General features: G+C 32.7%; 15 protein-coding genes and 1 riboswitch. Of the genes, 13 read left to right on the top strand and 2 right to left on the bottom strand.

The genetic code is table 11. The features are described 5' to 3' along the window. Positions 1-14 precede the first annotated feature (14 nt). From JHL18_RS07590 to JHL18_RS07565, 6 genes are all read left to right on the top strand, one after another. Entirely contained in the window at positions 15-566 is a 552-nt protein-coding gene (locus JHL18_RS07590) for a PulJ/GspJ family protein (RefSeq protein WP_200267735.1), read from the top strand. An 84-nt stretch (positions 567-650) separates the two neighbouring features. Then, complete coding sequence (locus JHL18_RS07585) at positions 651-3,995, top strand: DUF5057 domain-containing protein (RefSeq protein WP_200267733.1); 3,345 nt, start codon at positions 651-653, stop codon at positions 3,993-3,995. Between the two features lie 324 nt (positions 3,996-4,319). Next, positions 4,320-4,417, top strand: a riboswitch (purine riboswitch). 152 nt (positions 4,418-4,569) lie between these two features. After that, positions 4,570-6,024 carry an IMP dehydrogenase gene (guaB, locus tag JHL18_RS07580; RefSeq protein WP_200267731.1) on the top strand — a complete coding sequence of 485 codons (1,455 nt, stop codon included), beginning with the start codon at positions 4,570-4,572 and terminating at the stop codon, positions 6,022-6,024. A gap of 372 nt (positions 6,025-6,396) precedes the next feature. After that, positions 6,397-7,929 (top strand): glutamine-hydrolyzing GMP synthase, encoded by a 1,533-nt coding sequence (gene guaA, locus JHL18_RS07575; protein ID WP_200267729.1) that lies wholly within the window; start codon positions 6,397-6,399, stop codon positions 7,927-7,929. Between the two features lie 254 nt (positions 7,930-8,183). Beyond that, a complete protein-coding gene (locus tag JHL18_RS07570) occupies positions 8,184-10,097 on the top strand; it encodes a dockerin type I domain-containing protein (protein ID WP_207752985.1) in 1,914 nt (637 codons plus the stop codon). Between the two features lie 143 nt (positions 10,098-10,240). Then, positions 10,241-10,561, top strand: coding sequence for a hypothetical protein (locus JHL18_RS07565; RefSeq protein WP_200267725.1), 321 nt, complete (start codon positions 10,241-10,243; stop codon positions 10,559-10,561). A gap of 91 nt (positions 10,562-10,652) precedes the next feature. Here the strand turns inward: JHL18_RS07565 and JHL18_RS26450 are convergent, their stop codons facing one another. After that, positions 10,653-11,480 carry a MerR family transcriptional regulator gene (locus tag JHL18_RS26450; RefSeq protein WP_200267723.1) on the bottom strand — a complete coding sequence of 276 codons (828 nt, stop codon included), beginning with the start codon at positions 11,478-11,480 and terminating at the stop codon, positions 10,653-10,655. A 111-nt stretch (positions 11,481-11,591) separates the two neighbouring features. On the opposite strand from JHL18_RS26450, the gene JHL18_RS07555 reads away from it, so the two are divergent. The 5 genes from JHL18_RS07555 (at position 11,592) to JHL18_RS25715 (ending at position 21,877) form a co-directional block, all read left to right on the top strand. Continuing rightward, positions 11,592-13,322 carry an ABC transporter ATP-binding protein gene (locus JHL18_RS07555; protein ID WP_200267721.1) on the top strand — a complete coding sequence of 577 codons (1,731 nt, stop codon included), beginning with the start codon at positions 11,592-11,594 and terminating at the stop codon, positions 13,320-13,322. Next, positions 13,319-15,088 carry an ABC transporter ATP-binding protein gene (locus JHL18_RS07550; RefSeq protein ID WP_200267720.1) on the top strand — a complete coding sequence of 590 codons (1,770 nt, stop codon included), beginning with the start codon at positions 13,319-13,321 and terminating at the stop codon, positions 15,086-15,088. The genes JHL18_RS07555 and JHL18_RS07550 overlap by 4 nt, the downstream gene beginning before the upstream one ends. Before the next feature lie 384 nt (positions 15,089-15,472). Next, on the top strand, positions 15,473-16,342 hold the full coding sequence (locus JHL18_RS07545; protein ID WP_338025455.1) for a glycoside hydrolase family 16 protein: 870 nt from the start codon (positions 15,473-15,475) through the stop codon (positions 16,340-16,342). A 24-nt stretch (positions 16,343-16,366) separates the two neighbouring features. Further along, on the top strand, positions 16,367-19,120 hold the full coding sequence (locus tag JHL18_RS07540; protein ID WP_200267716.1) for a GH36-type glycosyl hydrolase domain-containing protein: 2,754 nt from the start codon (positions 16,367-16,369) through the stop codon (positions 19,118-19,120). A 432-nt stretch (positions 19,121-19,552) separates the two neighbouring features. After that, the gene (locus JHL18_RS25715; RefSeq protein ID WP_207752984.1) at positions 19,553-21,877 is read left to right on the top strand and encodes a DUF7743 domain-containing protein; all 2,325 of its coding nucleotides are present in this window, start codon (positions 19,553-19,555) and stop codon (positions 21,875-21,877) included. A gap of 64 nt (positions 21,878-21,941) precedes the next feature. Here the strand turns inward: JHL18_RS25715 and JHL18_RS07530 are convergent, their stop codons facing one another. Then, entirely contained in the window at positions 21,942-23,204 is a 1,263-nt protein-coding gene (locus JHL18_RS07530) for a polysaccharide lyase family 7 protein (protein ID WP_200267714.1), read from the bottom strand. A gap of 788 nt (positions 23,205-23,992) precedes the next feature. On the opposite strand from JHL18_RS07530, the gene JHL18_RS07525 reads away from it, so the two are divergent. Beyond that, positions 23,993-25,705: a methyl-accepting chemotaxis protein gene (locus JHL18_RS07525; protein WP_200267712.1), complete on the top strand. Its 1,713-nt coding sequence runs from the start codon at positions 23,993-23,995 to the stop codon at positions 25,703-25,705. 34 nt (positions 25,706-25,739) lie between these two features. Next, positions 25,740-26,102 (top strand): response regulator, encoded by a 363-nt coding sequence (locus JHL18_RS07520; RefSeq protein WP_200267710.1) that lies wholly within the window; start codon positions 25,740-25,742, stop codon positions 26,100-26,102. The last annotated feature ends 10 nt before the right edge of the window (positions 26,103-26,112 follow it).

Raw genomic sequence — 26,112 nt, 5'->3', positions numbered from 1 at the left:
CTGAGGGGTTGGAGATGAAAAGTAAGCGAAAAGGATTTACTGTATTAGAGTTAATATTGGCTTTAGGTATTACTGTGTTGGTGCTAGGGGTAGTATATTCTTTTTTTCTAACCAATACTAGAACTATAAATGAAACTCAGATAAATTTAGATCTCCAAAAGAGTGGAGAAGATTCGCTATCAAAGATATCTAAAAAGATTATGGAAGCTAGATCCATAGTAGGGATCATTTCAGATAATGGTACTCCTGTTGTAGGATTGACTACATGTAATATTTTTAGTATTACATTTCAAACTCTACAGCAAAATGGTAATATTAATTATGAGCTTAGAAACCATGTGCTAACTGAAACCGTAGTGAATCAAGATGGAACAACCACTCGAACACAGGTAGGACAAGATATCCAATCAATAACAGTAAATTCTATCGATAATGCTGTTCCACTTGTGGATGGTCACAGTACATGCAGAGGTATTAATATATCAATAAGTTTGGCTAAGAATTATTCTGGACGAACTTATACTTATACAGTACGCACAACTATAAATTTTAGAAATCATAGTTAGTTAAGTAAAAGTTTCTATATGTTATGAAGAGAAATATAAAGTCGTAAAATCTTACATTTATTAAGGTTATAAGGTGGTGATTTTGTGAAAAAAGGTATTATTAAAAAGACAGCATTAGTTTTTGCAATTATTTTTATTATTTCAGGTATATTTCTAACTACTAGATTTATTACTAAAGCAAGTATTAGTAGGACATCAATATCAATACTTGAAATTGAGCCGGGGGACAAATTTAGTCTTACTAGTCGAAGTACAGCAACTTCTGGTACTGAGACAATATCCACTAAAATTCAGAACATGAGTGTTACAGTAAGACATATGACAATGGCTGAATATATATCTAGCGTAGAGCAGATTAATGGAAAGTATGATGTTATTGTAATAGGAAATAATGATACCACAAGTTCTGCTGCGTACTCATCGCCATTTTCAGGCACGAAAACAAGATACTTACCTTATGGTAGAGAAGTATACAATGGGTTAAAAGATAATAGAGGAAATAATGTGCTGGGAATGTTGAATGACACAAAGTGGACAGGCGTTGCTAGAGTAGGGAATACTGGGGATAATAAAACTTATGTGGAATATTATAGTGAAAATGATATTACTAATAAGAGAGCTAACGAAATAATGCAGAACATAAATTCAGGGCAGTTAGTATATATAGCTAAAGAGATATTTACTCAAAGTGCAACTAATAACTCTAAGTTATATTCAAATTTTAATAGCTTGAGTACAAATAATCTTATTAAAAATGTAAGTCAAACCTCAATAACACTAGATAGTATAGTAACTAAGTATAAAGATACAACTATGAAGAAAAGACCAATATTAACCTTAAATAGTATACCAGCTGAGACTAATAGTGATAGACTCATAAACCTTACATTCAGTCTAAATACAGATAATAATGAAAGTGGAATGAAAGCTAATCTTTATCTAGATCTAAATGGTGATGGATTGTTTAAAGACAAGGAACTAGTAAAATCTATAACTAACATTAGTACAAGTAATGGTGAATATAACAATGGAAATATTCAGTATACTTTAGACGATCAATTTGTAGGAAGATTGACCTGGAAGTTAGAGATAGTAAACTCTAATAATGTGAAGGTTTATAAAACTGGTGTGCTAGACTATCAAGCACCCTCAAATAAAAAGCCAATTGTTAGAGTACTACAAGTTTACCCAAAAAGTAATAATAATTTAAACTTGTCAACAGACTCTGGAATACAAGGGTTAATTAAAAATCTAAGGGACTACACATTGACTATTAAATCAATTTCCACTACAGATTTTAATACTTATTTAACTACTCATGACTTAAATGGTAATTATGATATGCTTATACTTGGTTTTGCAGATAGTTATGGAAATGATGATTTACCAGCAGAAAGTATAGGAAAAATAAAGTCGTTTATAAAAACAGGACAAAGTGTTATGTTTACACATGATACATTGACTTATAGATATTTTAAAACTGTTGATGTAACTGATAAGAATTCTAAAAACATAACCCATGCCTTTAAGGATATAATTGGACAATCTAGATTTATTGATCCTGACAATACTAGCCAGTTAGATATTTATCAGAACTTTAATATTAGTACTGGTACTTATGAAAATAGAACAATTCCTCATGATTCACTTAACAGTACTGATGCCAATGCAGGAAAAGTGTCTCTTGGATTAACACAAGGAATCTTAAAACAATATGATACTTCTGCTACAGCAGGATCATATACTGTGGAATCTAGTAGTGTTTATAAGATAAATGATGGGCTTGTTAACCAATACCCATTTACCTTAGGGGATATTGGGGTTGCGCCTACGCACTATCAATGGTATCAATTAAATCTTGAAGATCCGGATATTGTTCCATGGTATACACTTAAACCTAATGGAAATGGATATAATCAGTATGATGCTAGAAATTATTATTATACCTATTCGAAGGGTAATATAACTTATTCAGGTACTGGACATAAGAGCGGCTATGCGGATGATGAAAAGAAGCTTTTTGTAAATACCATGGTTAAAGCTGAAAGAGGGGCAAACCATGCACCAACAATAGAAGTGAGTAACTTATCTGAAGAAGGGGTGAAATTATCAAGGAATCAAGAAAATTTATCATTTTCATTCATTCCGAGAGATAGAGATAATGATCCAATAAACTATAAAGTTACTGTGAAGAGTGGAAATACTGTACTTTGCTCAACAGATGGAGCAAATAAAAAACAAGGTGAAAGCATTCCAATTAGCTTTACAAAAGAACAGTATATTAAGCCAGGAGTTAATACCCTTACTGTAGTAGTTGAAGTATCGGATCCTCAGGGCGCATCTCCTATTCCCGAAACAAGAACAGTTTATATCATTGATGATCCTACAATATCATTGTCGGCATCCTATGACCCTACGGGATATTTAGTTGGAGATGAAGCAACTGTTGCTGTTACTGCTACAGCAAATAAATCAAGTCAAGACATAAATACAACGATATCAAATATAAAGTATGATATAACCGGAAAGTATGATCAAGACCAAGTACAGGTTACTAGTGGAGGAAATTATCTTCAGTATAACAATGTAATATTTTCACCTGATGCAAACAATAAACAGCAATCTAAAGAATTCAAGTTTAAGTTGAATAAAAGTGGACAGATAGCAATAAATGGGAAGTTAAGCTATAATGTTAAAGACATTTCAACTCCTCAGACAAGTGATTATACTCTTAATATTCCAGTAAATGAAGGTAAAGCTACAATAAATATTTATACAGGAATTAATAGCATAGCCCTAGGGACTGCCAAAGTTGAAGTATATAACAAAGACAATGTTCTTGTTAATACTGTTGATTTTAATGGAAGTAAATTTATAAGTGGTATAACGACAGGAGTGTATAGATTTGATTTGGTTACTTGTCCTAATGGTTATAGTGTTACTACAAAAAGTATTACGAAGACATTTGACTACGCTCATAACAATCAAAGTATAGACTTTTCAGTAAGTCCAACTGCTACGATTTCTCATGGTTTATATACTAATGGTAATTTAAGTACAGGAAATGTTGAACTGACTAAAAATTCTGGTGCAACTTTTGGAATTAGTTTTACTACTAAAGACTTAAATCCATTGGTTACGATTGATTTAGATGATAATATAGCAAATGTGACTACTGATAAATTTAAGTTGTATAGGAAAGAGGCTAATGATACGCTTACAGAGCTAACGAATTTCAATATAACTAGGTTTAATGGAAATGAAAATAAGTTTACGATTCAGTTTGCAAATAGTAATATAGATAGTAATTATCTAATACAGTATAATGTAAAGTTAGGTAATAATGATTCGTACACTAATAATGTTACATTAAATGGTACAAGCAGGCCGATTACAATTACATGTCAAGACTTGCAAGATTTATTTTAAAAAGTAGCACCTCAAATTGAGGTGCTATTTTTTATGTATAATTTTTAATGCTAATTAAACTTATTTTAATTTATAAGTTGAGCATAAATCAGTTAGCTGTGGATTTATAATGGATAGAATTTATAACGGGAGATGTATGGTAAGTGTATATTCATAAATCAATAATATGAAAACTAAACCAAGTTAAACATTTACATAATAATGCAATAAAAACATCACATATATCTATAAATGCAATAAAAACATCAATCAAATTTTCCAAAAACATTTCTATCGATAATAATTGACAAGCCCAGCTTCATAATCTATAATTAAATAAATTTAATAAAAACGAACTAAATTACTCGTATATCCCTTGGATAAGGCAAGGAGTCTCTACCGGAAACCGTAAATTCCCGACTATGAGTGAAATTGGTATTCTATAGTTTTTTATAGCGTATTAACTTCACTTTGAGTTAATAGGCTTTTTTTTGTTTATATTTATATAGTTACTCAAATTTAGTGCATGATATGCAAGTTAACTTGCAACAAAATACATAAATGAAATTTATTATTTAAATTAGGAGGATCAGTAATGGCTACAATATGGAAAACTGGATATACCTTTGATGACGTACTTCTTGTACCGCACAAATCAGAAATACTACCTAATCAGGTTGAAACAAAATCACAACTTACAAGAAAGATAAAACTTAATATACCGCTAATAAGTGCAGGTATGGATACTGTAACTGAAGCAAAGATGGCTATTGCAATGGCAAGAGAAGGTGGCATAGGTATTATTCATAAGAATATGTCCATAGAGGAACAAGCAAAAGAGGTTGATAGAGTTAAGAGACAGGAAAATGGAGTAATAACAAATCCTATATTCCTTTCAAAAAATCATACCATAAGAGAAGCTAATGAACTTATGGCTCAATACAGAATCTCTGGAGTGCCAATAACTGAAGATGGAAGACTAATCGGAATAATAACTAATAGAGATATATTATTTGAGACAAACTTTGAAAGACCAATAGATGAAGTTATGACTAAGGAAAACTTAATAACTGCGTCAGAAAACACTACAATAGATGAAGCAAAGGAAATCCTTAAGAAACATAAGATAGAAAAGCTTCCTTTAGTTGATAGTGAAGGTTTCTTAAAGGGTCTTATAACTATAAAAGATATTGAAAAAGCAAGAGTATTCCCAAATGCAGCAAAGGATGAAAAGGGTAGACTTTTATGCGGAGCAGCTGTAGGGGTTACTGGAGACATGGTAGAAAGAGTTGAAGCTTTAGTTAAAGCTCAAGTTGATGTTATAACAATAGATACAGCACATGGACATTCAAAAGGTGTTATAGATGCAGTAAGCAAGATAAAAGGCCTTTACCCAGAACTACAAATCATAGCTGGTAATGTAGCTACTGCAGAAGCTACAAGAGATCTTATAGAAGCTGGTGCTGATTGCGTTAAGATAGGTATAGGACCTGGATCAATCTGCACTACAAGAGTTGTTGCAGGTGTTGGTGTACCACAACTTACAGCGGTTATGGACTGTGCAGAAGAAGGAAGGAAGTATGGAGTTCCAGTTATAGCTGATGGTGGAATAAAGTACTCAGGAGATGTAGTTAAGGCTTTAGCTGCTGGTGCTGGTAGTGTTATGATGGGTTCACTTCTTGCTGGTTGTGAAGAAGCTCCAGGAGAAATGGAAATATACCAAGGAAGAAACTACAAGGTCTATAGAGGAATGGGCTCACTTTCAGCTATGGCTGCAGGAAGCAAGGACAGATACTTCCAAGAAGGAAGCAAGAAGCTTGTTCCAGAAGGAGTAGAAGGAAGAGTTGCATATAAGGGATATTTATCAGAAACAGTATTCCAAATAGTTGGTGGAATAAGATCTGGTATGGGATACCTTGGTGCTAGGACTTTAGAAGATTTATTTGAAAATGCAAGATTTGTAGTTCAAACTTCAGCTGGTCTTAGAGAAAGTCACCCACACGATATAAACATCACTAAGGAAGCTCCAAACTATAGCGTAAATCAATAAATAAAGTTGTACCACTTCACTCTTAAAACTATTTTCAAAACTGTTCTGGGTTCTTACAGGATCTTTTGAAAATATAGATTATAAATGAAGTGCTACATCACAAATAACTTGATATATAGTTTATGTTCTAATATAATGAGTAGTGGATGCACGAAAGAATTTATGTGTATCATATAAATAATTCGTACTGGTACGTACTAAAAGACTGAAATGCAATATAGATACCGTGTTTTAGATGGAAGCTTTAATATCAAGCATATTAATGACTTAGTTTATCTAATGCTTGGTATCTATAGTTGCTTTAAATAATTAGTACCAATAATTGTATTTTTAATACTGATATCTAATTTTATACCTAAATGGAGGGTACAAATGAATAAGGAAATTGTATTAGTAGTTGACTTTGGTGGACAGTATAATCAGCTTATAGCTAGAAGAGTAAGAGAATGCGGAGTATATTGTGAAATCATTCCTTTCACTTACGGAGTTGAAAAAATAAAAGCAAAGAACCCAAGTGCTGTAATATTCACTGGTGGTCCTAATAGTGTTTATGGAGAAGATTCTCCATCAATCGATAGCGAAATATTCGATCTTGGTATACCTGTTCTAGGAATATGCTACGGAGATCAATTAATGGCTCATATTCTTGGAGGAAAGGTTGCTACAGCTCCAGTTAGAGAATATGGAAAGACAAATGTAAACTTAGATAGTACTTCAAAGCTGTTTAAAGATATAGAAAGTACTGAAACATGCTGGATGAGTCATACTGACTACATAGCTGAAGCTCCAAAGGGCTTTAAGATAACTGGTCATACTGATGTTTGCCCAATAGCTGCTATGGAAAATGAAGAAAAGAAGCTTTATGGAGTTCAATTCCACCCAGAAGTAGAACACACTCCATTTGGTAAGAAAATGCTTGAAAACTTCCTTTATGATATATGTGGACTTTCAAGAACATGGTCTATGGCTTCCTTTGCGGAAGAGAAGATAAAAGAAATAAAAGAATTAGTTGGAGATAAGAAGCTTATCTGTGCACTTTCTGGTGGTGTTGATTCATCAGTTGCAGCGGTTATGGTACATAAAGCAGTTGGTAAGCAATTAACTTGTATCTTTGTTGATCACGGCCTACTTAGAAAAGATGAAGGCGATCAAGTTGAAAAGATCTTCAGCGAACAATTTGATATGAACCTTATAAGAGTTAATGCTCAAGAAAGATTTTTATCAAAGCTTGCAGGTCAAGCAGATCCTGAAACTAAGAGAAAGATCATCGGAGAAGAATTCATAAGAGTATTCGAAGAAGAAGCAAACAAGATCGGTGATGCTAAGTTCTTAGTGCAAGGAACTATATATCCAGACGTTGTTGAAAGTGGTACAGGAACTTCAGCAGTTATAAAGAGTCACCACAATGTTGGAGGCCTTCCAGAAGATATAGATTTTGAACTTATCGAACCATTAAGAGAATTATTTAAAGATGAAGTTAGAGCTGTTGGAGAAGAACTTGGAATACCTCATAACTTAGTATGGAGACAGCCATTCCCAGGACCAGGACTTGCAATAAGAGTTTTAGGTGAAGTAACAGAAGAAAAGCTTCATATAGTAAGAGAAGCTGATGCAATATACAGAGAAGAAATCGCTCTAAACGGTCTTGAAGGCAAGATATGGCAATACTTTGCCGTTCTACCTGACATAAGAAGTGTAGGGGTTATGGGAGACGAAAGAACTTACTGTCATACTATAGCACTTAGAGCAGTCACATCTTCAGACGGAATGACTTCAAACTGGGCTCATATACCATATGAAGTTTTAGATAAGGTATCAAGAAGAATAGTTAACGAAGTTCAAGGAGTAAACAGAATTGTTTATGACATAACTTCAAAACCACCAGCAACTATTGAGTGGGAATAGAATAACTTTAATTAAGTGATTGAAATATAAATAAAGCATAGTTAAGTAAGTGCTTACAATATTCTGTTATTTTGCAGATATTGTAAGCACTTTCTGCGATTTTTTTTCAATTCTAGAATAGTGATTTGGAGAAGAGTTTTATAAATTTTTTTGGATGTTATATTTTTATTGATACATGTTTAAGAAGCAAGTAAAATATAAATGTGTAAAATGTGTAAAAAAGTGAAATTTTATGAATAAGGATGGGGATAAAGTTGACCATTAAAAGAATAATAGCAGGTTTAATCAGTTTTTGTATAATCTTAGGTTATGTAATTATACCTAAGACGGTGGTAAAAGCAGTAAGTGATATAACACCACCCGTATTAAAGAGTATAATTATAGATAAAACCTCAGTAGTAGCAGGCGAGAGTGTACAAGTAACTGTGGATGCAACTGATAATGGGGGGAGTGGACTTAAGAGCATATATTTATGTTATGAAAGTCCAATAACAAAGAAAACAAGATACATATCTATATATAGCCCTCAGGAAGGAAAAAACGTAAGTAGTATAAGTTTAAGTGATAAAGATGAGGCGGGTATATGGAAAATAAAATATATTACTATTGATGATCAGTCGAGCAACTATATTAATATATACAATTCTAATATTTCAATCTCAAAACCTAATCAAGATTTTAGTAACTGCAATTTTGAATTAAAAGGAACAAGTGCGGATATAACACCACCAGTATTAAAGAGTATAAGTATAGATAAAGCAACAGTCATGCCAGGCGAGAGTGTACAAGTAACTGTGGATGCAACTGATAATGGGGGTAGTGGACTTAAAAGCATATATTTATGTTATGAAAGTCCAATAACAAAGAAAACAAGATACATATCTATGTATAGCCCTCAGGAAGGAAAAAATGTAGATAGTATAAGTTTAAGTGATACAGATGAAGCTGGTATATGGAAAATAAAATATATCACTATTGATGATCAATCGGATAACTATATTAATATATACAATTCTAATATTTCAATCTCAAAACCTAATCAAGATTTTAGTAACTGCAATTTTGAATTAAAAGGAACAAGTGCGGATATAACACCACCAGTATTAAAGAGTATAAGTATAGATAAAGCAACAGTCATGCCAGGCGAGAGTGTACAAGTAACTGTGGATGCAACTGATAATGGGGGTAGTGGACTTAAAAGCATATATTTATGTTATGAAAGTCCAATAACAAAGAAAACAAGATACATATCTATGTATAGCCCTCAGGAAGGAAAAAATGTAGATAGTATAAGTTTAAGCGATACAGATGAAGCTGGTATATGGAAAATAAAATATGTTACTATTGATGACAGATCGGGTAATTATATTAATATATACAATTCTAATATTTCAATCTCAAATCCTAGCCAGGATTTTAGCAACTGTAATTTCCAATTAAAAGATTTAAACAACAATGTAGATCCATTACCACAAAAAGCAGTTACTCAAAGTGAAACGTGGACAAGTAATACAATAAATGGTGATTTATATGTTGGACCTCAAGCAGTACTCACTATAAGTGGGCAGGTCACAGTTAATGGCAATATTTATGTTTTGGGAGCTATTAAAAACTACGGTAATCTAACCGTTACTGGAGGAATATATGCAAGACAGTTTAATTGGGGAAATTCTACTTTATATAATGGAACTGTTCTTATGTTAGGCGGAATTAATTCTATTAGTTCGATTGTAGCATCGAGTGATCCTATAAGTATACCTTTTAAATTATATGAAGCAACAAGGGATAATACATTAACTGCTTTTGATAATAAGTTAAGTGTAACGGGAGCAGTTGTTCCAGTAGCTGATTTGTATGTAGATAGTAGTAAGGTTAATTATTATTATAATGGTACATTTAAATTAGATGTAGATACTACAAATAAGCAGCAGCTTGACGTTAAGACAGTTGATGTTTATGGTAATGAGAAAATAATATCATATAAGATATTTAACAAATATTATGACACAAATAAGGATAGTGAAATCAATTTAATAGATTTAGCAAATGTGGCGCAGAGTTATGAATCAAATAAATCAAGTTCTAACTGGCAAGCTCAATATGATTACAACTGCGATGGAATTATAGATATATTTGATTTGGTTAGCATCGCAAAAAAGATTAGTTAAAATTAGATAAGATTTCAAGAAGAATTGTTAACGAAGTTAAAGGAGTAAACAGAAGTGGTAAAAAAATATGAATAGAATAAATAGTATTGGTAAAGTACGTATAAATAATACTTCAATCAATTTTAGTATAAGGAGATTAAGCTATGAATGTTCCTAACGTAAATCCTAAAGATAAGTTATTAGTTTCAAAAATTTCGAAGGTTTCTATTTGTTTAACTTCAATTGGATATGTTTTTCCTTTATTCGTTGCAAGAAATCGAATTTTATTTCCTTTACTTGTTAGTTTGACTCCTTCAATAATAATGGTATCTTTAGTAGGGGCAATTATTTTATCAATTATAGATTTGACAAAGAAAAATAGAAAGAAAACCCTTTCTATTATATCACTTGTTCTATCTTCTTTATATGTGTTGTTTGTTATTGCTGCTGCACTCTTTTTAGTGCTTACGGCGAAAAGGGGATGAAAGACTATAGGTCTTAGATTGTTTTTGCACTGCAAAGTAGGCTTTGATTTTAGGAAAAAGTTCCGTCTATCAAAGCCTACTTTATTTTTTATCAATCTTCAAGAAAGGAATTGTTAGCTATTTCAATCATAAGCTTCGACACATAGTTATCCTGATTTTTCTCAGCTATATCTGAAATTAGATATTCTTCATAAGAGTACTCTCCTAAAGCAATATTATTTTCATCAGCATAAGCTAACATTTTTTCATAAAGCTTATGAAAATCTTCGTATTTACCTTTAAAGTACCCACATAAATATAGGCCTTTTTTTCTAGTAATGGTTTGCCCTTCTATAGGATTATCTGACTTTACATATAAATAAGAGAAATTTAAAAAGTTGTTTTTTCTAATATTATTTACGGATATCATGGTTCCAACATACTCGTTAATAGTCACTCCTAGACTTTTGCAAAATTTAATATACTCCTGCATGAAGGTGGCAAAATCACTGTTGGATTCATTTTCGATATTATGTGAAGGGATGATGGTGGCTTCTGGAAGTACTTCTACCTGTATATCATAGGTGCTATGCATCCCTTCCGTAGTTAACTCTTTCAAATTTTCTATGCTTCTTTGAACTTCTTGAAGCCACTTTATTTTCTCGGATATATCTTTGGTTTTCTCCTCTAGTAAGGATAAGAGCATCTCAGGATTGCGGTGTTCAAGATAGCTTTTTATATCCATTAAAGACATTCCTAGATTTTTAAGATTTAGTATAACGTACAAGGTAAAGTACTGCTCATAGGAGTAGTAGCGATAGCCTTTTTCATTTATGACTTCAGGTTTAAACAAACCTATATCATCATAGTGAAATAGAACATGTTTATCTATATTGCACAGCTTAGCAAACTTTCCAGTAGTAAAATATTTTTTATACACGCCATCTTCTCCTCTTGACTATAAGGTAACCTTATAGTTTATGATAATACCTATCGGTATACTAATCAAGTATAGATTTTAGGAATATGCAGATAGGAGAGGTGTTTAATAATGAAGCTGATTTTGCAGCACTTGAAAAATTATAAATTATATGTATTTTTAAATGTTTTAGCTGTGTTAGGCTTTGCAGTAGCAGAGCTTGGGATTCCTACAATTGTGTCTAGGATGATAGATAGAGGTATTGTGTTAAGTGATAAATATTATATATATAAATTGGGAGTAATAATTCTTGTAGTAGCGATTATAGGGGGTATAGGTAACATATTGTTAGCTTACTGTAGTTCTAAGATTAGTACTTCTATTACAAGGGATATAAGAAATGATATATTCAAGAAGGCACAGGAATTTTCGCATACTGAGTACAATAAATTCGGAGTATCAAGTATGATAACTAGAACCACTAACGATGCTTTCATTTTGATGCAGTTTATTAATGTGATTCTTAGGACAGCATTATTAACTCCAGTGATGATAGTAATAAGTGTGGTTATGGTAATAAAAACGAATGTAACGCTGTCTATGATAATTGGAGCTTTCATTCCTATTATATGCTTAGGTGTATTTATCATAGCTAAAATCAGCGAGCCAATCAGTACAAAGCAACAAAGTGGCATGGATAAGATAAATAAGATTATTAGAGAAAACTTAACTGGAGTTAGAGTAATTCGTGCTTTTAGAAAGGATAAATATGAGAGTGAAAGATTTTCTAAAGCGAATAAGGATTATGCATATAACTCAAAGAAACTATTTAAGCTTATGGCAGTGCCGCAACCTGCATTTTTCTTCCTTCTAAATGTTGGACTTGTAATTGTGTTTATTCTTTCTAGCAAGATGGTTGACCAAGGTGTGCTTCAGATTGGAAGCTTAGTAGCTTTTCAAGAATACATGTTTCATGCTATGTTTTCTATCATGTTATTCTGTTTGGTATTTGTTATGTATCCTCGTGCATCAATAAGTGCTAGACGTATTCAGGAAATATTAGATGAAGAGCCATCTATTAAGAATCCAGAGAACCCAGTATTCAATGGTGATGAAAGTGTCACCTTGGAGTTTGATGATGTTAGTTTCAAATATCCTGGTAGTCAAGCTCCAGTATTAGAAAACATCAGTTTCAAAGCTAAAAAAGGTGATGTTGTCGCTTTTATTGGAAGTACTGGAAGTGGAAAAAGTACTCTAGTTAACCTTATTCCTAGAGCATATGACGTTAGTAGTGGAAGTATAAAAATAGATGGTGTAGATGTAAGACAATATGATTTAAGAACTTTAAGGAAAAAGATAGGTTTCATACCTCAAAAGGCTGTGCTTTTTTCAGGTAGTATAAGTGAAAATATAAAGTATGGAAAGCATGATGCTAATCAGTCTGAAATAGAAGCTAGTGCAAGAATAGCACAAGCCTATGATTTTATTGTAGACAAACCTGAACAGTTTGAAGATAAAGTAGAAGAGAGTGGAAGTAACTTGTCTGGAGGACAAAAGCAAAGGGTAAGTATTTCTAGAGCAGTTATAAGAAAACCTGATATATATATTTTTGATGACTCTTTTTCTGCATTGGATTTTAAAACAGATGCAGAATTAAGAAAGAGGTTAAAAAGTGAGACAACAGAAGCGATTACCTTAATTGTAGCTCAGAGAGTGTCTTCAATAATGGATGCTAATCAAATTATAGTATTGGATGAAGGAAAGATAGTTGGTATGGGAACTCATGATCAGCTATTGAAGGAGTCTACAGTTTATTATGAGATAGCTTCTAGTCAATTGTCAAAGGAGGAATTAGCAATATGAAAGGTAAAAATAATGGAGTTAAGTATTTAATTCCGTATTTGAAAAAATATAAGCTAAAGATAATAGCATCAATACTACTGATTATTGTAGCGGCATATCTTGCTGCGTTAAGTCCAACCTTTGAAGGTATGATTACAACACAATTATTTTCTGATGTTAGGGCAGAACGACCAGTTGAGTTTGCGAAGATAACTCAGATTATACTAACCTTGATTTTTATTTATATAGTAGGAAACTTAAGTAGTTATTTTTATCAAATTTTTTTAACCGACGCTATTCAAAATGCCATGGAGGATTTGAGAAGAGATGTTCAAAAGAAGATTGCAAGACTACCGATTTCGTATTTTGATAAAAACTCTTTAGGGGATACCTTGAGCAGAGTTTCCAATGATGTAGATACTATTTCAAATGCACTTCAACAAAGCTTTGCACAGATTCTTAATGCTATATTGGGGTTAAGCTTCGCTGTATATATGATGCTTAAGATTCACAGTGGAATGGCTATGATTTCACTTGCAATTATAGTCAGTTCAGTTATTATTTCTAAGATAATTACAAAGAGATCTCAGCCTATTTTTGAAAAGCAACAGGCTGCATTAGGAAAGCTAAATGCTGTTGTGCAGGAGAAATTTACTGGTTTTAATGAAATCAAGCTATTTGGTAAACAGAAAGACTCTATAGAGGAATTTACTGATGCCAATGAAGAATTGTGCAAAGAAGGATTTAGAGCTCAGTTTATAAGCGGGTTGATGATGCCTCTTGTAAGTTTTATAACCTATATAGGAATAGGGACAGTAGCTATTCTAGGTTCTTTTTATGTAATTTCTGGAGCAATTGCAGTGGGGCAACTGCAAGCCTTTATTCGTTATATATGGCAAGTTAATCAGCCGATGTCACAAGTCACTCAATTAGCTGGGGCAATTCAGTCCTCAATAGCTGCAGTTCATAGAGTGTTTGAGTTTTTGAATGAAGAAGAGGAGTTAGAAAAAGCTGAAGCAGAAAAAACTAATGAAAATGGTTGTGGAGAAGTATATTTTGAAAATGTAGCTTTTTCATATACAAAGGATAAGCCTTTACTTAATAATGTTAGCTTCAAGGTGAAAAGTGGCCAAATGGTGGCAATTGTAGGGCCAACTGGAGTAGGAAAGACTACATTGATTAATATATTAATGAGATTTTATGATGTCACTGCTGGTTCCATAAAGATTAATGGTGTAGATATAAAGAATATGAAAAGAGAAAGTTTAAGAGAAAAGTTTGGGATGGTGCTTCAAGATACTTGGTTGTTTAATGGAAGCATAAAAGAAAATATCGGGTATGGAAAAGAAGGTGCTACAGAGGAAGAAATAGTCAGGGCCGCAAAGGTTGCAAATGTTCATCATTTTATTACCACTTTGCCTGAAGGTTATGACATGATACTAAATGAAGAGGCAAATAATATTTCACAAGGCGAAAAACAACTTATGACCATAGCAAGGACTGTACTTTGTGATCCTCCCATTTTGATATTAGATGAGGCTACTAGCTCAGTAGATACAAGGCTAGAGCAAAAATTACAAGCGGCTATGAGAAATATTATGAAAGATAGGACATCCTTTGTTATAGCACATAGATTATCAACGATTAAGAATGCAGATCTAATACTGGTTATGAGTAACGGAGGAATAGTTGAACAAGGTACTCATGAGGAGCTTTTAAAGCAAAAAGGATATTATGAGCAACTTTATCATGCTCAATTTGCAGACTTTGATAAAGTAGTAGGATAAAAATTAGAGAGCCATAAAACTAAGTAATAGCTTAGTTTTGTGGTTCTTTTGCTAAAAATAAAATGTTTGATGCTCAAATTTATATTTTGAGGATTAAAAACTCAGCAGCTTAAAATGAAATATATAACAATATGAGCAAAGAATTAGTAAGTCATATCAGATAGATTCATACAATCTAATAAGAGTAAACAGTGTTGGTGGAAGAGTATACGAGCTATAAAAACTTGAAATATATTACCTTAAAATAAATAAATAGGATGGTTTGTAATATTGACCCTAAAGGTATTATATGGGAAAATAGAAAGTGGTGTAGGGTGTGTTCTTTTAGAATGATAAAAAGCATAATGTTAATATATGTTTTTAAAATACAAGGGGTGTAAATGGGTGAAAAATAAAAGGCTATATTTAGGGGTAGGCATAGTGTTAAGCATTACCTTAGTGATAGTTATTGGAATAAATGTAATTAGAAGTGATAGAAAGTGGGGAGATATGAAGATTGATGGAAAAAATAATGAGAATATGAAGCTGGTGTTTGAAGACGATTTCAATGAAGATGGTGCTCCAAGCAAAGAAAAATGGAGATATGATATTGGTGGATCAGGTTGGGGAAACGATGAAAAGCAGTGTTATACTGATGAACTCTCAAATGCTAAGGTTCAGGATGGAAAGCTAATAATTACTGCAAATAAAGAAAAATATCAAATTAATGAATACACTTCTGCAAGGCTTTTAAGTAAAGAATCTTGGTGCTATGGAAGATTTGAAATTAGGGCAAAGTTACCTAAAGGGGTAGGTACTTGGCCGGCAATATGGATGATGCCTGAAAATAGTGACTATGGAACTTGGCCGAAAAGTGGAGAGCTAGACATAATGGAGCATGTAGGGTTTGATCACGGTATGATACATGCTACAGCACATTCACTAAAATATTATTGGAAAGCAAATACACAAAAAACTGCACAAATAAAGGTTGATAATGTCGACACTGAATTCCATGTATATGCTATGGAGTGGAGACCTAATAAAATAGATTTTTTTGTGGACAACCAAAAATATTTTACTACAGAATATGATCCTGTAACTGACAAGGAAGAAAAGTGGAAAGCTTGGCCGTATGACAAACCTTTTCATTTAATATTAAACATTGCAGTTGGTGGTAGCTGGGGTGGTCAAAAAGGCATTGATGACAGTGTTTTTCCACAAGCGATGGAAATAGATTATGTGAGAGTTTATGATCTTGGAATAAAAAAATAATTATTAATTTTATTGGAGGATATTATGGTAGAAAAAATAAGAAAATCATCATGGAACTTTATTGGGAAAAGTGGTGAGTTTACATTAGATAATCCCCACAAAACTAGTGGGTTGTATTTTCCTTTGGCAAATGAAAATGGGATGATGAGTTCAATAACCCCATTACTTGCAGGAGATATTAAAATTAATCAAAATGCTTTCCTAATGGAACCGGTATCGGTAAGAAACTTAAACTTTTCAGCAAATTCAAGAAACTTTTGGCTATATATTGATAAAGACACTTCATGGTCAGCGGCAGGAAATTCGTCTGACCAAATGAGTCTTAGCTTTAAAGAGGATAGCGAAGAAAGTGTGCAGCTACATGCAGGCTTCCTTTGGCAAAAGGTAACAAGAGAAAATGCAAAGCTTGGAGTAAGATCAGAGATAACAAACTTTGTACCAGTTACTAAGCATAATGTTGAATTAATGAAGATAACAATAACAAATCTTAAGTCAGAAAATTTAAGATTTACACCTACTGCTGCTGTACCAATTTATGGACGTTCAGCAGATAATATAAGAGATCATAGACACGTAACATCTTTGCTTCATAGAATATATACCGATGAGTATGGAGTTCGTGTTACGCCAACTCTTACTTTTGATGAAAGAGGACATAGGATTAATACAATTTCATATTCAGTACAAGCTGTGCAAGGAGACGGAATAATACCAGAAGGATTTTTCCCAGTAGAAGAAGATTTTATTGGAGAAGGCGGAAGTCTTCAGTATCCTGAGGCTGTTATAAAGAATCTAACAAACTATTGCAAAAAGGGAGAAAAGATAGACGGATATGATGCAATAGGAGCAATAAGATTTAAGGAATGTGAACTAAAACCTGGAGAAAGCAGTTCCTATATAGTGATTATGGGGATTAGTGAAGATAATTCTGATTCAGAGGAATTTATAAAGGCATATGGAAGCGTGTCTAAGTTTGAAAGTGAATTGGATAATAACAAAGAATACTGGGAAAGAAAGTTATCTAATTTAAACTTTTCATCCGCTAATGAAGCTTTTGACTCATGGATGAAATGGGTAGAGCTACAACCTATTATGAGAAGAATATATGGATGTTCATTTTTACCTCACCATGATTATGGAAGAGGGGGAAGAGGCTGGAGAGATTTATGGCAGGACTGTTTAGCTCTATTGCTTCTTGAACCTGCACCTGTAAGAGACTTATTATACAACAACTATATTGGAGTTAGATTTGATGGAAGTAATGCAACCATTATAGGAACAAAACCAGGAGAGTTTATTGCAGATAGAAACAACATCTCTAGAACTTGGATGGATCACGGCGCATGGCCATTTATCACTACAAAATTGTATTTAGATTTGAGTGGTGAATTAGAATTTTTACTTGAAGAACAAGATTATTTTAAAGACAAGCAATGTTTCCGTTCAAAGGCTGTAGATCATGAATGGAACGATAACTATGGAAATAAACAAAAAGACCATTCAGGAAAAATATATAAAGGTAGTATCCTTGAACACATTTTAATTCAGCATTTAACAGCTTTCTATAATGTAGGAATTCATAATAATATGAGACTTGAAGGTGCTGATTGGAATGATGCCTTTGATATGGCAGACGAAAAGGGAGAAAGTGTTGCATTTACTGCTTTATATGGAAGCAATCTATTGGAATTAAGTGAATTGCTTTTAAAATTAAAAGATAAGTTGAATATAGAATCAGTAGAAATTGCCAAGGAAATGTCAATTTTGATAGATACTATTAATGGATCAATAGATTATAACTCAGTTGATGAAAAAAATAAGTTATTAAGAAATTATTTTGAGCTTTGTACTCATGATGTTTCAGGGGAAAAGATAAAAATTGATATAGACAAACTTTCCTCTGATATTAAGAAAAAAGCTGAATGGATAATGGAACATATTAAAGCTAAGGAATTAATAAAGAATTCTGAAGGCTTTGAATGGTTTAATGGCTACTATGATAATGATGGAAAAGCATTAGAAGGAGACTTTGAAACAGGTACGAGAATGACACTTACAGGTCAAGTGTTCCCGATAATGGGAGGTGTAGCCGACAAAGAATTGACTGAGAAGGTTATTAAGTCTGTAAATAGATATCTAAAAGATCCAAAGGTTGGCGGTATAAGATTAAATACTGATTTTAAGGAAGTTAAATTGAATATGGGTAGAGGTTTTGGCTTTGCCTATGGACATAAAGAAAATGGTGCTATGTTTAGTCATATGACAATCATGTATATAAACGCTCTTTATAAAAGAGGATTTGCAAAGGAAGGTTTTGAGATTTTAGATATGATATATAACCATTGCAATGACTTTGAGAAGAGTAGGATTTTACCAGGTATACCTGAGTACATTAGCCAGCGTGGTAGAGGAATGTACAACTATCTTACAGGTTCAGCAAGTTGGCTACTACTTACAATGCTTAATGAAGTATATGGAGTAAAAGGATTTTTAGGTGATCTTATGCTTGAACCTAAATTAGTAAAAGCACAATTTGGTTCTAATAGTACTGCATCAGCTTTTACTATATTTGATGGCAAAAAGATACATGTAGAATATAAGAACGAAAGTGGATTAGAGTATGGTGAATATAGAATTGGTGCAGTTACCTTAAATGGAGAGAACTTAGAGCTAAAGTTAGATAATGGTTCATTCATTTTGGATAAGAAGATCATAGATAAGCTTTTGATAAATGAAGAACACAAATTAGTTGTATATTTAGTAGGTATTGATTCTTAAAATAACAGTGTAATATTACAATACATGGGATGTACCAGTTCGTAATAAAATCTATTATTTTTAAATTCTCGCTTCATAATCTATGAGAATTTAAAAAGTAGGTTTCGGTTCGAACTGGTACATCTTTATTGACTGATATATGTTGAAAAGTATGAAGGAAAAGCAATAATCTTTTTCTTGAAGTGGTTATTACATAAGCTCCGTGATTTTTTGCTAAATGATTATGGAAGTTGAAGTTTAAGCTCTTATGTGAACTTTATTCTAATAGGTACTGGAGCAACTATGATAATAACTTTGTATTAATTTGTGTGGTTATTCTGTATTTTTATATGTTTTTATTAAGTAAGGTATAGAAAAATGAGTTATACATGTAAAGGAAGATATTGACTCTTGTAAAATCATGTAAGATAATGAACAAGAGGGGGGATTAATATGATTAATAAAAGAGTTTTAGCAGCAGTAATGTGTATGTTTTTTATACTTGTAAACGTATTATTACCTGCGACTAGCGTGAGAGCAGCTTCGGATACAACACCACCAGTTCTAAATAGTATAAGTGTGGACAAGCACTCTGGGACTAACGGTGAAAATATAACTGTATCTGTTGATGCAAGTGATGATATATCAGGTGTAAAAAGTATAGAAGTTTTTTATGAAGCACCACAAGGAAATTCATTTAAATTTGCTGAATTATCAAAAGGTACTAACGGCAAATACACAGGAACAGTACCTGTAGGGATTAATGACGCTATTGGGACATGGAAAGTAAGCTTCATAGCATTAATAGATAATTCCTACAATTCTATTAATGTATATAACAGTGAAGTTTTTCCGAGCAATGGAAATGTTAAAACTCAAAATTTAAGTGGAGGAGATTTTCAGGTTTTTGGAACAAATCCTGATGTAACTCCGCCTGTAGTAAGTAAGATAAGTGTAGATAGGAAAACTGGAACTAATAATGAAAATATAACAGTAACTTTAGATGCAAGTGATGATATATCTGGAATTCAAAGTATATATGTTTACTATGATGCACCAGCTGGTAATGCAGTTAAGAGAGCAGAGTTAGAAAAAGGTCTTGATGGTAAATATAGAGGAAGCGTAGATATAAATAAAAATGATGCTGTCGGTATATGGAAAGTAAGCTTTATATCATTAGAGGATAACACATGGAATTCAACTGACATATTCAATTCAGAAGTCTATGAAAGTCCTGGAACAGATGGTATACTGCAGGATTTAAGTGCTGGAGATTTCGAAGTAGTAGGAACAGCTTCAGATATAACTCCACCTGTATTGAATAATATAAGTGTAGATAAAAAAGCAGGAGTTAGTGGTGAAAAAATAATAATAACTGCAGATGCAAGTGATGATATATCTGGAATACAGAGTATAGAGTTAAACTATGAGGCACCAAAAGGTAACTCGATAAAACACGTAGAATTAAAAAGAGATAATGATGGAAAGTACAGAGGACAAATACCTATAAACTCAGATGACGCTGAGGGAATATGGAAGGTTAATTTTATATCATTAGTAGATAACATATTGAATTCTATTGATTTATTTAATTCAGAGGTCTATTCAGCTCCAGGGGATGATGGAAAATTACAGGACTTAAGTGCAGGGGATTTTGAAGTTAAGAGAATTATTGCCGTTACTGGAATAACAGTAGATAAAACAAATATAAATTTGAATGTTGGTGGAAAATCAACTATTACTTCTGCTGTAAGTCCTCAAGATGCAACTAACAAATCGGTGACATGGACAACTAGTGATGCAAAGGTTGCTACGGTAGATAATGGTGGAAATGTAACTGCGACAGGAGCTGGCGTAGCCACAATAACAGCTACAACTGTTGATGGTGCAAAGACTGCAAGTAGTAAAGTAACAGTTGCAAATCCAGTAAATGAAGTAAATGGATTACCATCAGTTGCATACCAAGGACATGTACAAAATATAGGTTGGCAAGATTACGTAAGAGATGGTGCTTTATCTGGAACAGAAGGAAGATCCTTACGTGTAGAAGGCTTCAAGATAAAGTTAGAAAATGCACCAGCAGGTTTGAAAATAAAATATAAAACCCATGTGCAAAATATAGGTTGGCAGGATTGGGTATATGATGGAGCTATGGCTGGAACGCAAGGAAGGTCATTAAGAGTGGAAGCTTTACAAATAGCATTAGAAGGAACTGATGCTGACAAGTATAGTGTTGTATATCAGGCTCATGTTGAGAATGAAGGATGGCAAAATTGGGTTCAAGACGGACAGGTTTCTGGAAGCTTTGGAAAGTCGCAAAGAATAGAAGCCTTAAGGATAAAAATAGTTGAAAAATCATCAGTATCACCTTCAGTGCTATATCAAGGACATGTACAAAATATAGGTTGGCAAGATTATGTAAAAAATGGTGATTTATCAGGAACACAAGGAAAATCCTTACGTATAGAAGGCTTCAAGATAAAGTTAGAAAATGCACCAGCAGGCTTGAGAGTAAAATATAAAGCTCATGTACAAAATATAGGCTGGCAAGACTGGGTATATGATGGAGCATTAGCTGGAACGCAAGGTAAGTCGCTAAGAGTAGAGGCGCTACAAATAGCATTAGAAGGAGCTGATGCTGATAAGTATACCATTAAGTATCAAGCACATGTACAAAATGTAGGCTGGCAGAATTGGGTTCAAGACGGACAAATAACTGGTACTTTTGGAAAATCGCAAAGAATTGAAGCATTAAGAATTATAATAACTAAAAAGTAAAAAAGAACGAGCATCAAAACTAATTTACAAAGTAGTTTTGATGCTCTTTTTTTATAATCAATTATTAATGAGCTATAGTTAAAGTATAGAATTTAACAACAGTGCCAGGGGTAGTTGAAGGAGTACCAGAAGTTGCAGTTTGGTCATAGTTTCCTGCTTTAAAGTAGAAGTTTTCACCAATGAAGGTTGATGGTAAAGCAAAGGTTGAAGCAGTTCCGTTTATCTTAACGGTTATAGTAGTACCTTGAAGCTTAAGATCATATGTGAACTTTGTTCCTACAGGTACTGAGCCAACTTTAGTGGTTGTTCCTCCTCCGCCTTGATTTGTGTTTTCAAGGAAAAGATTTATGGTACCATCACTCTTATATTGTAATTCGCAAAGTGGTTTACTTGGAGCAGGAGCAGCTTGGAAAATCTGAGCGATGCAAGTATTGCCAGGTACTTGAGTTACTTTTACAGTGGCGCTTAGAATGTTTGTCCCACTTGTAGACCATCCGCTAGTATTTTCATGTAGTTCAGTTCTTGGATGCTGAGAGCCAGAGGTAGTCCAACCAGTTCTAGGATCCATCATTACCATTGAACCGTCATTTCTATCGGTATAGAAATAATATTGATTGGTGTAACCGTTCTGTCCTTGAAGAGCAGAGGAGGAAACTGTGTTAATATTTCCGCTAGAGCCTGTTGGCAACTGTAGAAACCATTTAGAAAGATCAAAATTTCCACCAGGTGCATAGTTAGGATTAAGTACAGGAGTGTTTGTAGTAGTTATAACGTGATTTTGAACTGTGAATTGATTATCAGAAGTTTTACTTCTTACACAAATTTGGCCTAAATCATCCGTTGAAGGTGCATCAGATCTGAAGGTATAATTTTGAGCTATTTGAGTAGTTGAGCCATTTGGAGGAGTTACCCATACACTGTAGGTTTTTCCACTCATGTTTGCTGTTATCTTCACATGATATGTGTTGTTTGCGCTGTAGGTTACATTAGTCATTGCTTGATATGCATCACCATTTCTTACATCAAAGTATCCACTTGTATTTGTTCTGATTACCAAAGCCAAGCTTGTAGCATCAGTCACGGTAGTTGATGAATCTGCATAACCTACAAGCCCATCAATTAAATTAGTAGTAGGTGTTATGTCATAATTTACTGTCACTGTTCCTAGGTTTCCGGATCCTAAACTAGTAGTTCCAGCAGCGTAATCCATCGTTGAATTAAAGCTTAGTCCTGCTGCACGTGCACTTATTCCAGCAAAAGCTGAAGTTGCCATTAGTGCTGTCATTGTAAGTACTACTGCAAATCTTTTTTTAAAACTTTTAATCATGTTTTTTACACCTCTCTTTAATTTATATTTATGTGAATTTATTATGTTCATATTAAAAGTGTAATATATTGTGAATTATTAAAGTTAAGTTACTATAGTTTGTTTTATTTAGTACATATCTATATTCTACTGTAACTAATTGTGTAAGTAAATGTAATTTTCAGAATTTTGGAATAATGTACCAGGATGTGAACTAAAGTGATACAGTAACATGATTGGTTTGTAAATAAATGAAATTTATAGATATAAGCATTATTAACGATGGTATTGGGAAAAAATGTTTTTTTAAAAACTTAACTCCTATTATCTTCCTTAATATTACATAATGCAACATGCTTCGATGTTTTGCTTGACAATTTAATGTAAAAATTATTATAATTATAATAAAGCAAAGAAAAAATACTATAATTGGTAAATAATTGATAGGAATATGAAAAATGTAGTAAATTGACGGTATAGTAATAATAGCATCTTTGAAAATCAAATTATGAGCATATTCTTATATTTTCGAACTGCCAATGGAAAATAGTCTTTATTTTCCTAAAAATAAAGTCTTTTAGATTTGTATATCTAATAAAAATCTTATTCATTTCTGTGTTATCCACCCTGATAAAAGTTTTATTGAAAAATAAGATAAAAGCTCTACTTAAGAATAGAAGTAGTATATGTGAAATTCTGATTATGAAGTCATATAAAGAATGTGGATGTTTCATGTCCTATTTTCATTATTTAGTTAACTCTACATTTTATAAATATAAACTTACCCAATTACTAAGGAGGCGTATTTTATGAAGAGCATCAAGAATATGAAAATTAAGACTAAGCTAATAAGTGGGTTTATTATTGTGTCATTATTTATTACTGCTTTGGGAACGATTGCAGCTGTAAATATGAACTCAATAAATAATAGGACTGGAGATATGTATTCAAAAAATCTAATTCCTTCATCAGACTTGGCTCAAGTGCAAAAAAATCTATTACTTATACGTTCAGACTTGTTATTAATGATTTATGAGAAAAGCACCTCTAAATTAGAGCAAAGGGTAAGCGAAATTAGTAGTTTATCTGATGAAAACACCAAATTACTTAATAGCTACAAAACAAGTACAAATAATTCAGAGCAGCAAAATATATTTAATGGTTTAGAGTCAACATATATTCCTAAATATGCAGAAGGACGTTCTGGAATAATAAAATTAGTGCAAGAAGGCAAATTTGATCAGGCAAGTGCTATGGTTCCTGAAGTAACAGCTTCAAGGGAAAAGGTGGAGGCTGATATTAGTAAGTTAATTCAGCTAAATAAAGCTGAAGCTGAAAAAGCTAATAATGAAAATAATAAAACTTTTAATAGTCAATTGATTTTAATGGCAGTAATTGTGGGATTAGGAACAATTCTTGCTATTGTAATAGGATTAATAATATCTAATTTCATTAATAAACCGCTGCAACAATTATTATTTGCAGCCAATAATATCGCTGAAGGTGATTTAAATGTAACTTTACATGAAGCTGGTGAAGATGAAATAGGACAACTTACAAAAGCTTTCAGAACTATGAGTGAGAACATAAATGATGTGATGACAAATATAAGTATTGCATCAATACAAGTAGCGTCAGGATCAAAACAAGTTTCAGATTCTAGTACAAACCTTTCCCAAGCTTCAACAGAACAAGCTAGTTCGGTAGAAGAGTTAACTTCGTCTTTAGAAGAGATAGCTGCACAAACTAGACAAAATGCTGAAAACGCAAATAAAGCAAATGATTTATCTGAGCGAGTGAAAAATAATGCGCTACAAGGTGATACTCATATGAACGGGATGTTGAAAGCAATGGAGGAGATTAATTCAGATTCTAGTAATATATATAAGATCATTAAGGTTATTGATGAAATTGCATTTCAAACCAATATTCTAGCACTAAATGCTGCAGTAGAAGCGGCGAGAGCAGGACAGCATGGAAAAGGCTTTGCAGTTGTAGCTGAAGAAGTAAGAAATCTTGCAGCAAGATCAGCAAATGCAGCAAAGGAAACAACCGTTATGATAGAAGGTTCTATTCAAAAGGTACAAGATGGAACAAAGATTGCAAATGAAACTGCTAATGCACTAAATAGTATAGTTGAAGGTATTTCAAAAGTAAGCAATTTAGTAAATGAAATAGCAATCGCATCAAATGAGCAAGCTTCAGGGATAGATCAGATAAATCAAGGAATATTACAGGTCTCTACTGTAGTACAGAACAATTCTGCAACTTCGGAAGAAAGCGCTGCTGCTAGCGAAGAGCTTTCTACTCAAGCAGAATTACTTAGAAAGCAAGTTGAAAAATTTAAACTTAAAAAAACTCAATATTCAAATACTAACCTTACAGAATTGAATAGTTTAAATCCAGAAGTAATAAAGATGCTTGAGCAAATGTATAATGAAAATCAAAATGTGAGTAAGAAAACTAATACAATTAAAACTAATAAAATAAATTTAAGTGATACAGATTTCGGGAAATATTAAATTGGAAGCTTTTTATGATTAGGAGAGAGTGAAGATGAAAAATGTATTAATAGTTGATGATGCTGTATTTATGAGAGGGGCATTAAAAGCTTTACTTAGCAGTAATGATTTTAATGTTGTGGGAGAGGCTGCAGATGGTGAAGAAGCTATAAAAAAATATAAAGAGCTGAAACCAGATTTAGTAACAATGGATATAACTATGAAGGGAATGGATGGGATTGAAGGGCTAAAAGGCATATTGGAGTTCGATCCTCAAGCTAAAGTTGTTATGATTTCTGCATTAGGACAGGAAGCTGCTGTAAAGAAAGCAATTATATGTGGTGCTAAGTCCTTTATTGTTAAACCTTATAAAAATGAGCATGTAATAAAAACTCTAAATAAGATTGCAGGGGTTTAATATAAAGGCA

The organism is Clostridium yunnanense (assembly GCF_016595795.1).
GTDB classification, from domain to species: domain Bacteria; phylum Bacillota; class Clostridia; order Clostridiales; family Clostridiaceae; genus Clostridium_AR; species Clostridium_AR yunnanense.
Note: the sequence above shows the minus strand (reverse complement) of the source record. Positions and strands in the feature narration are given on the sequence as shown.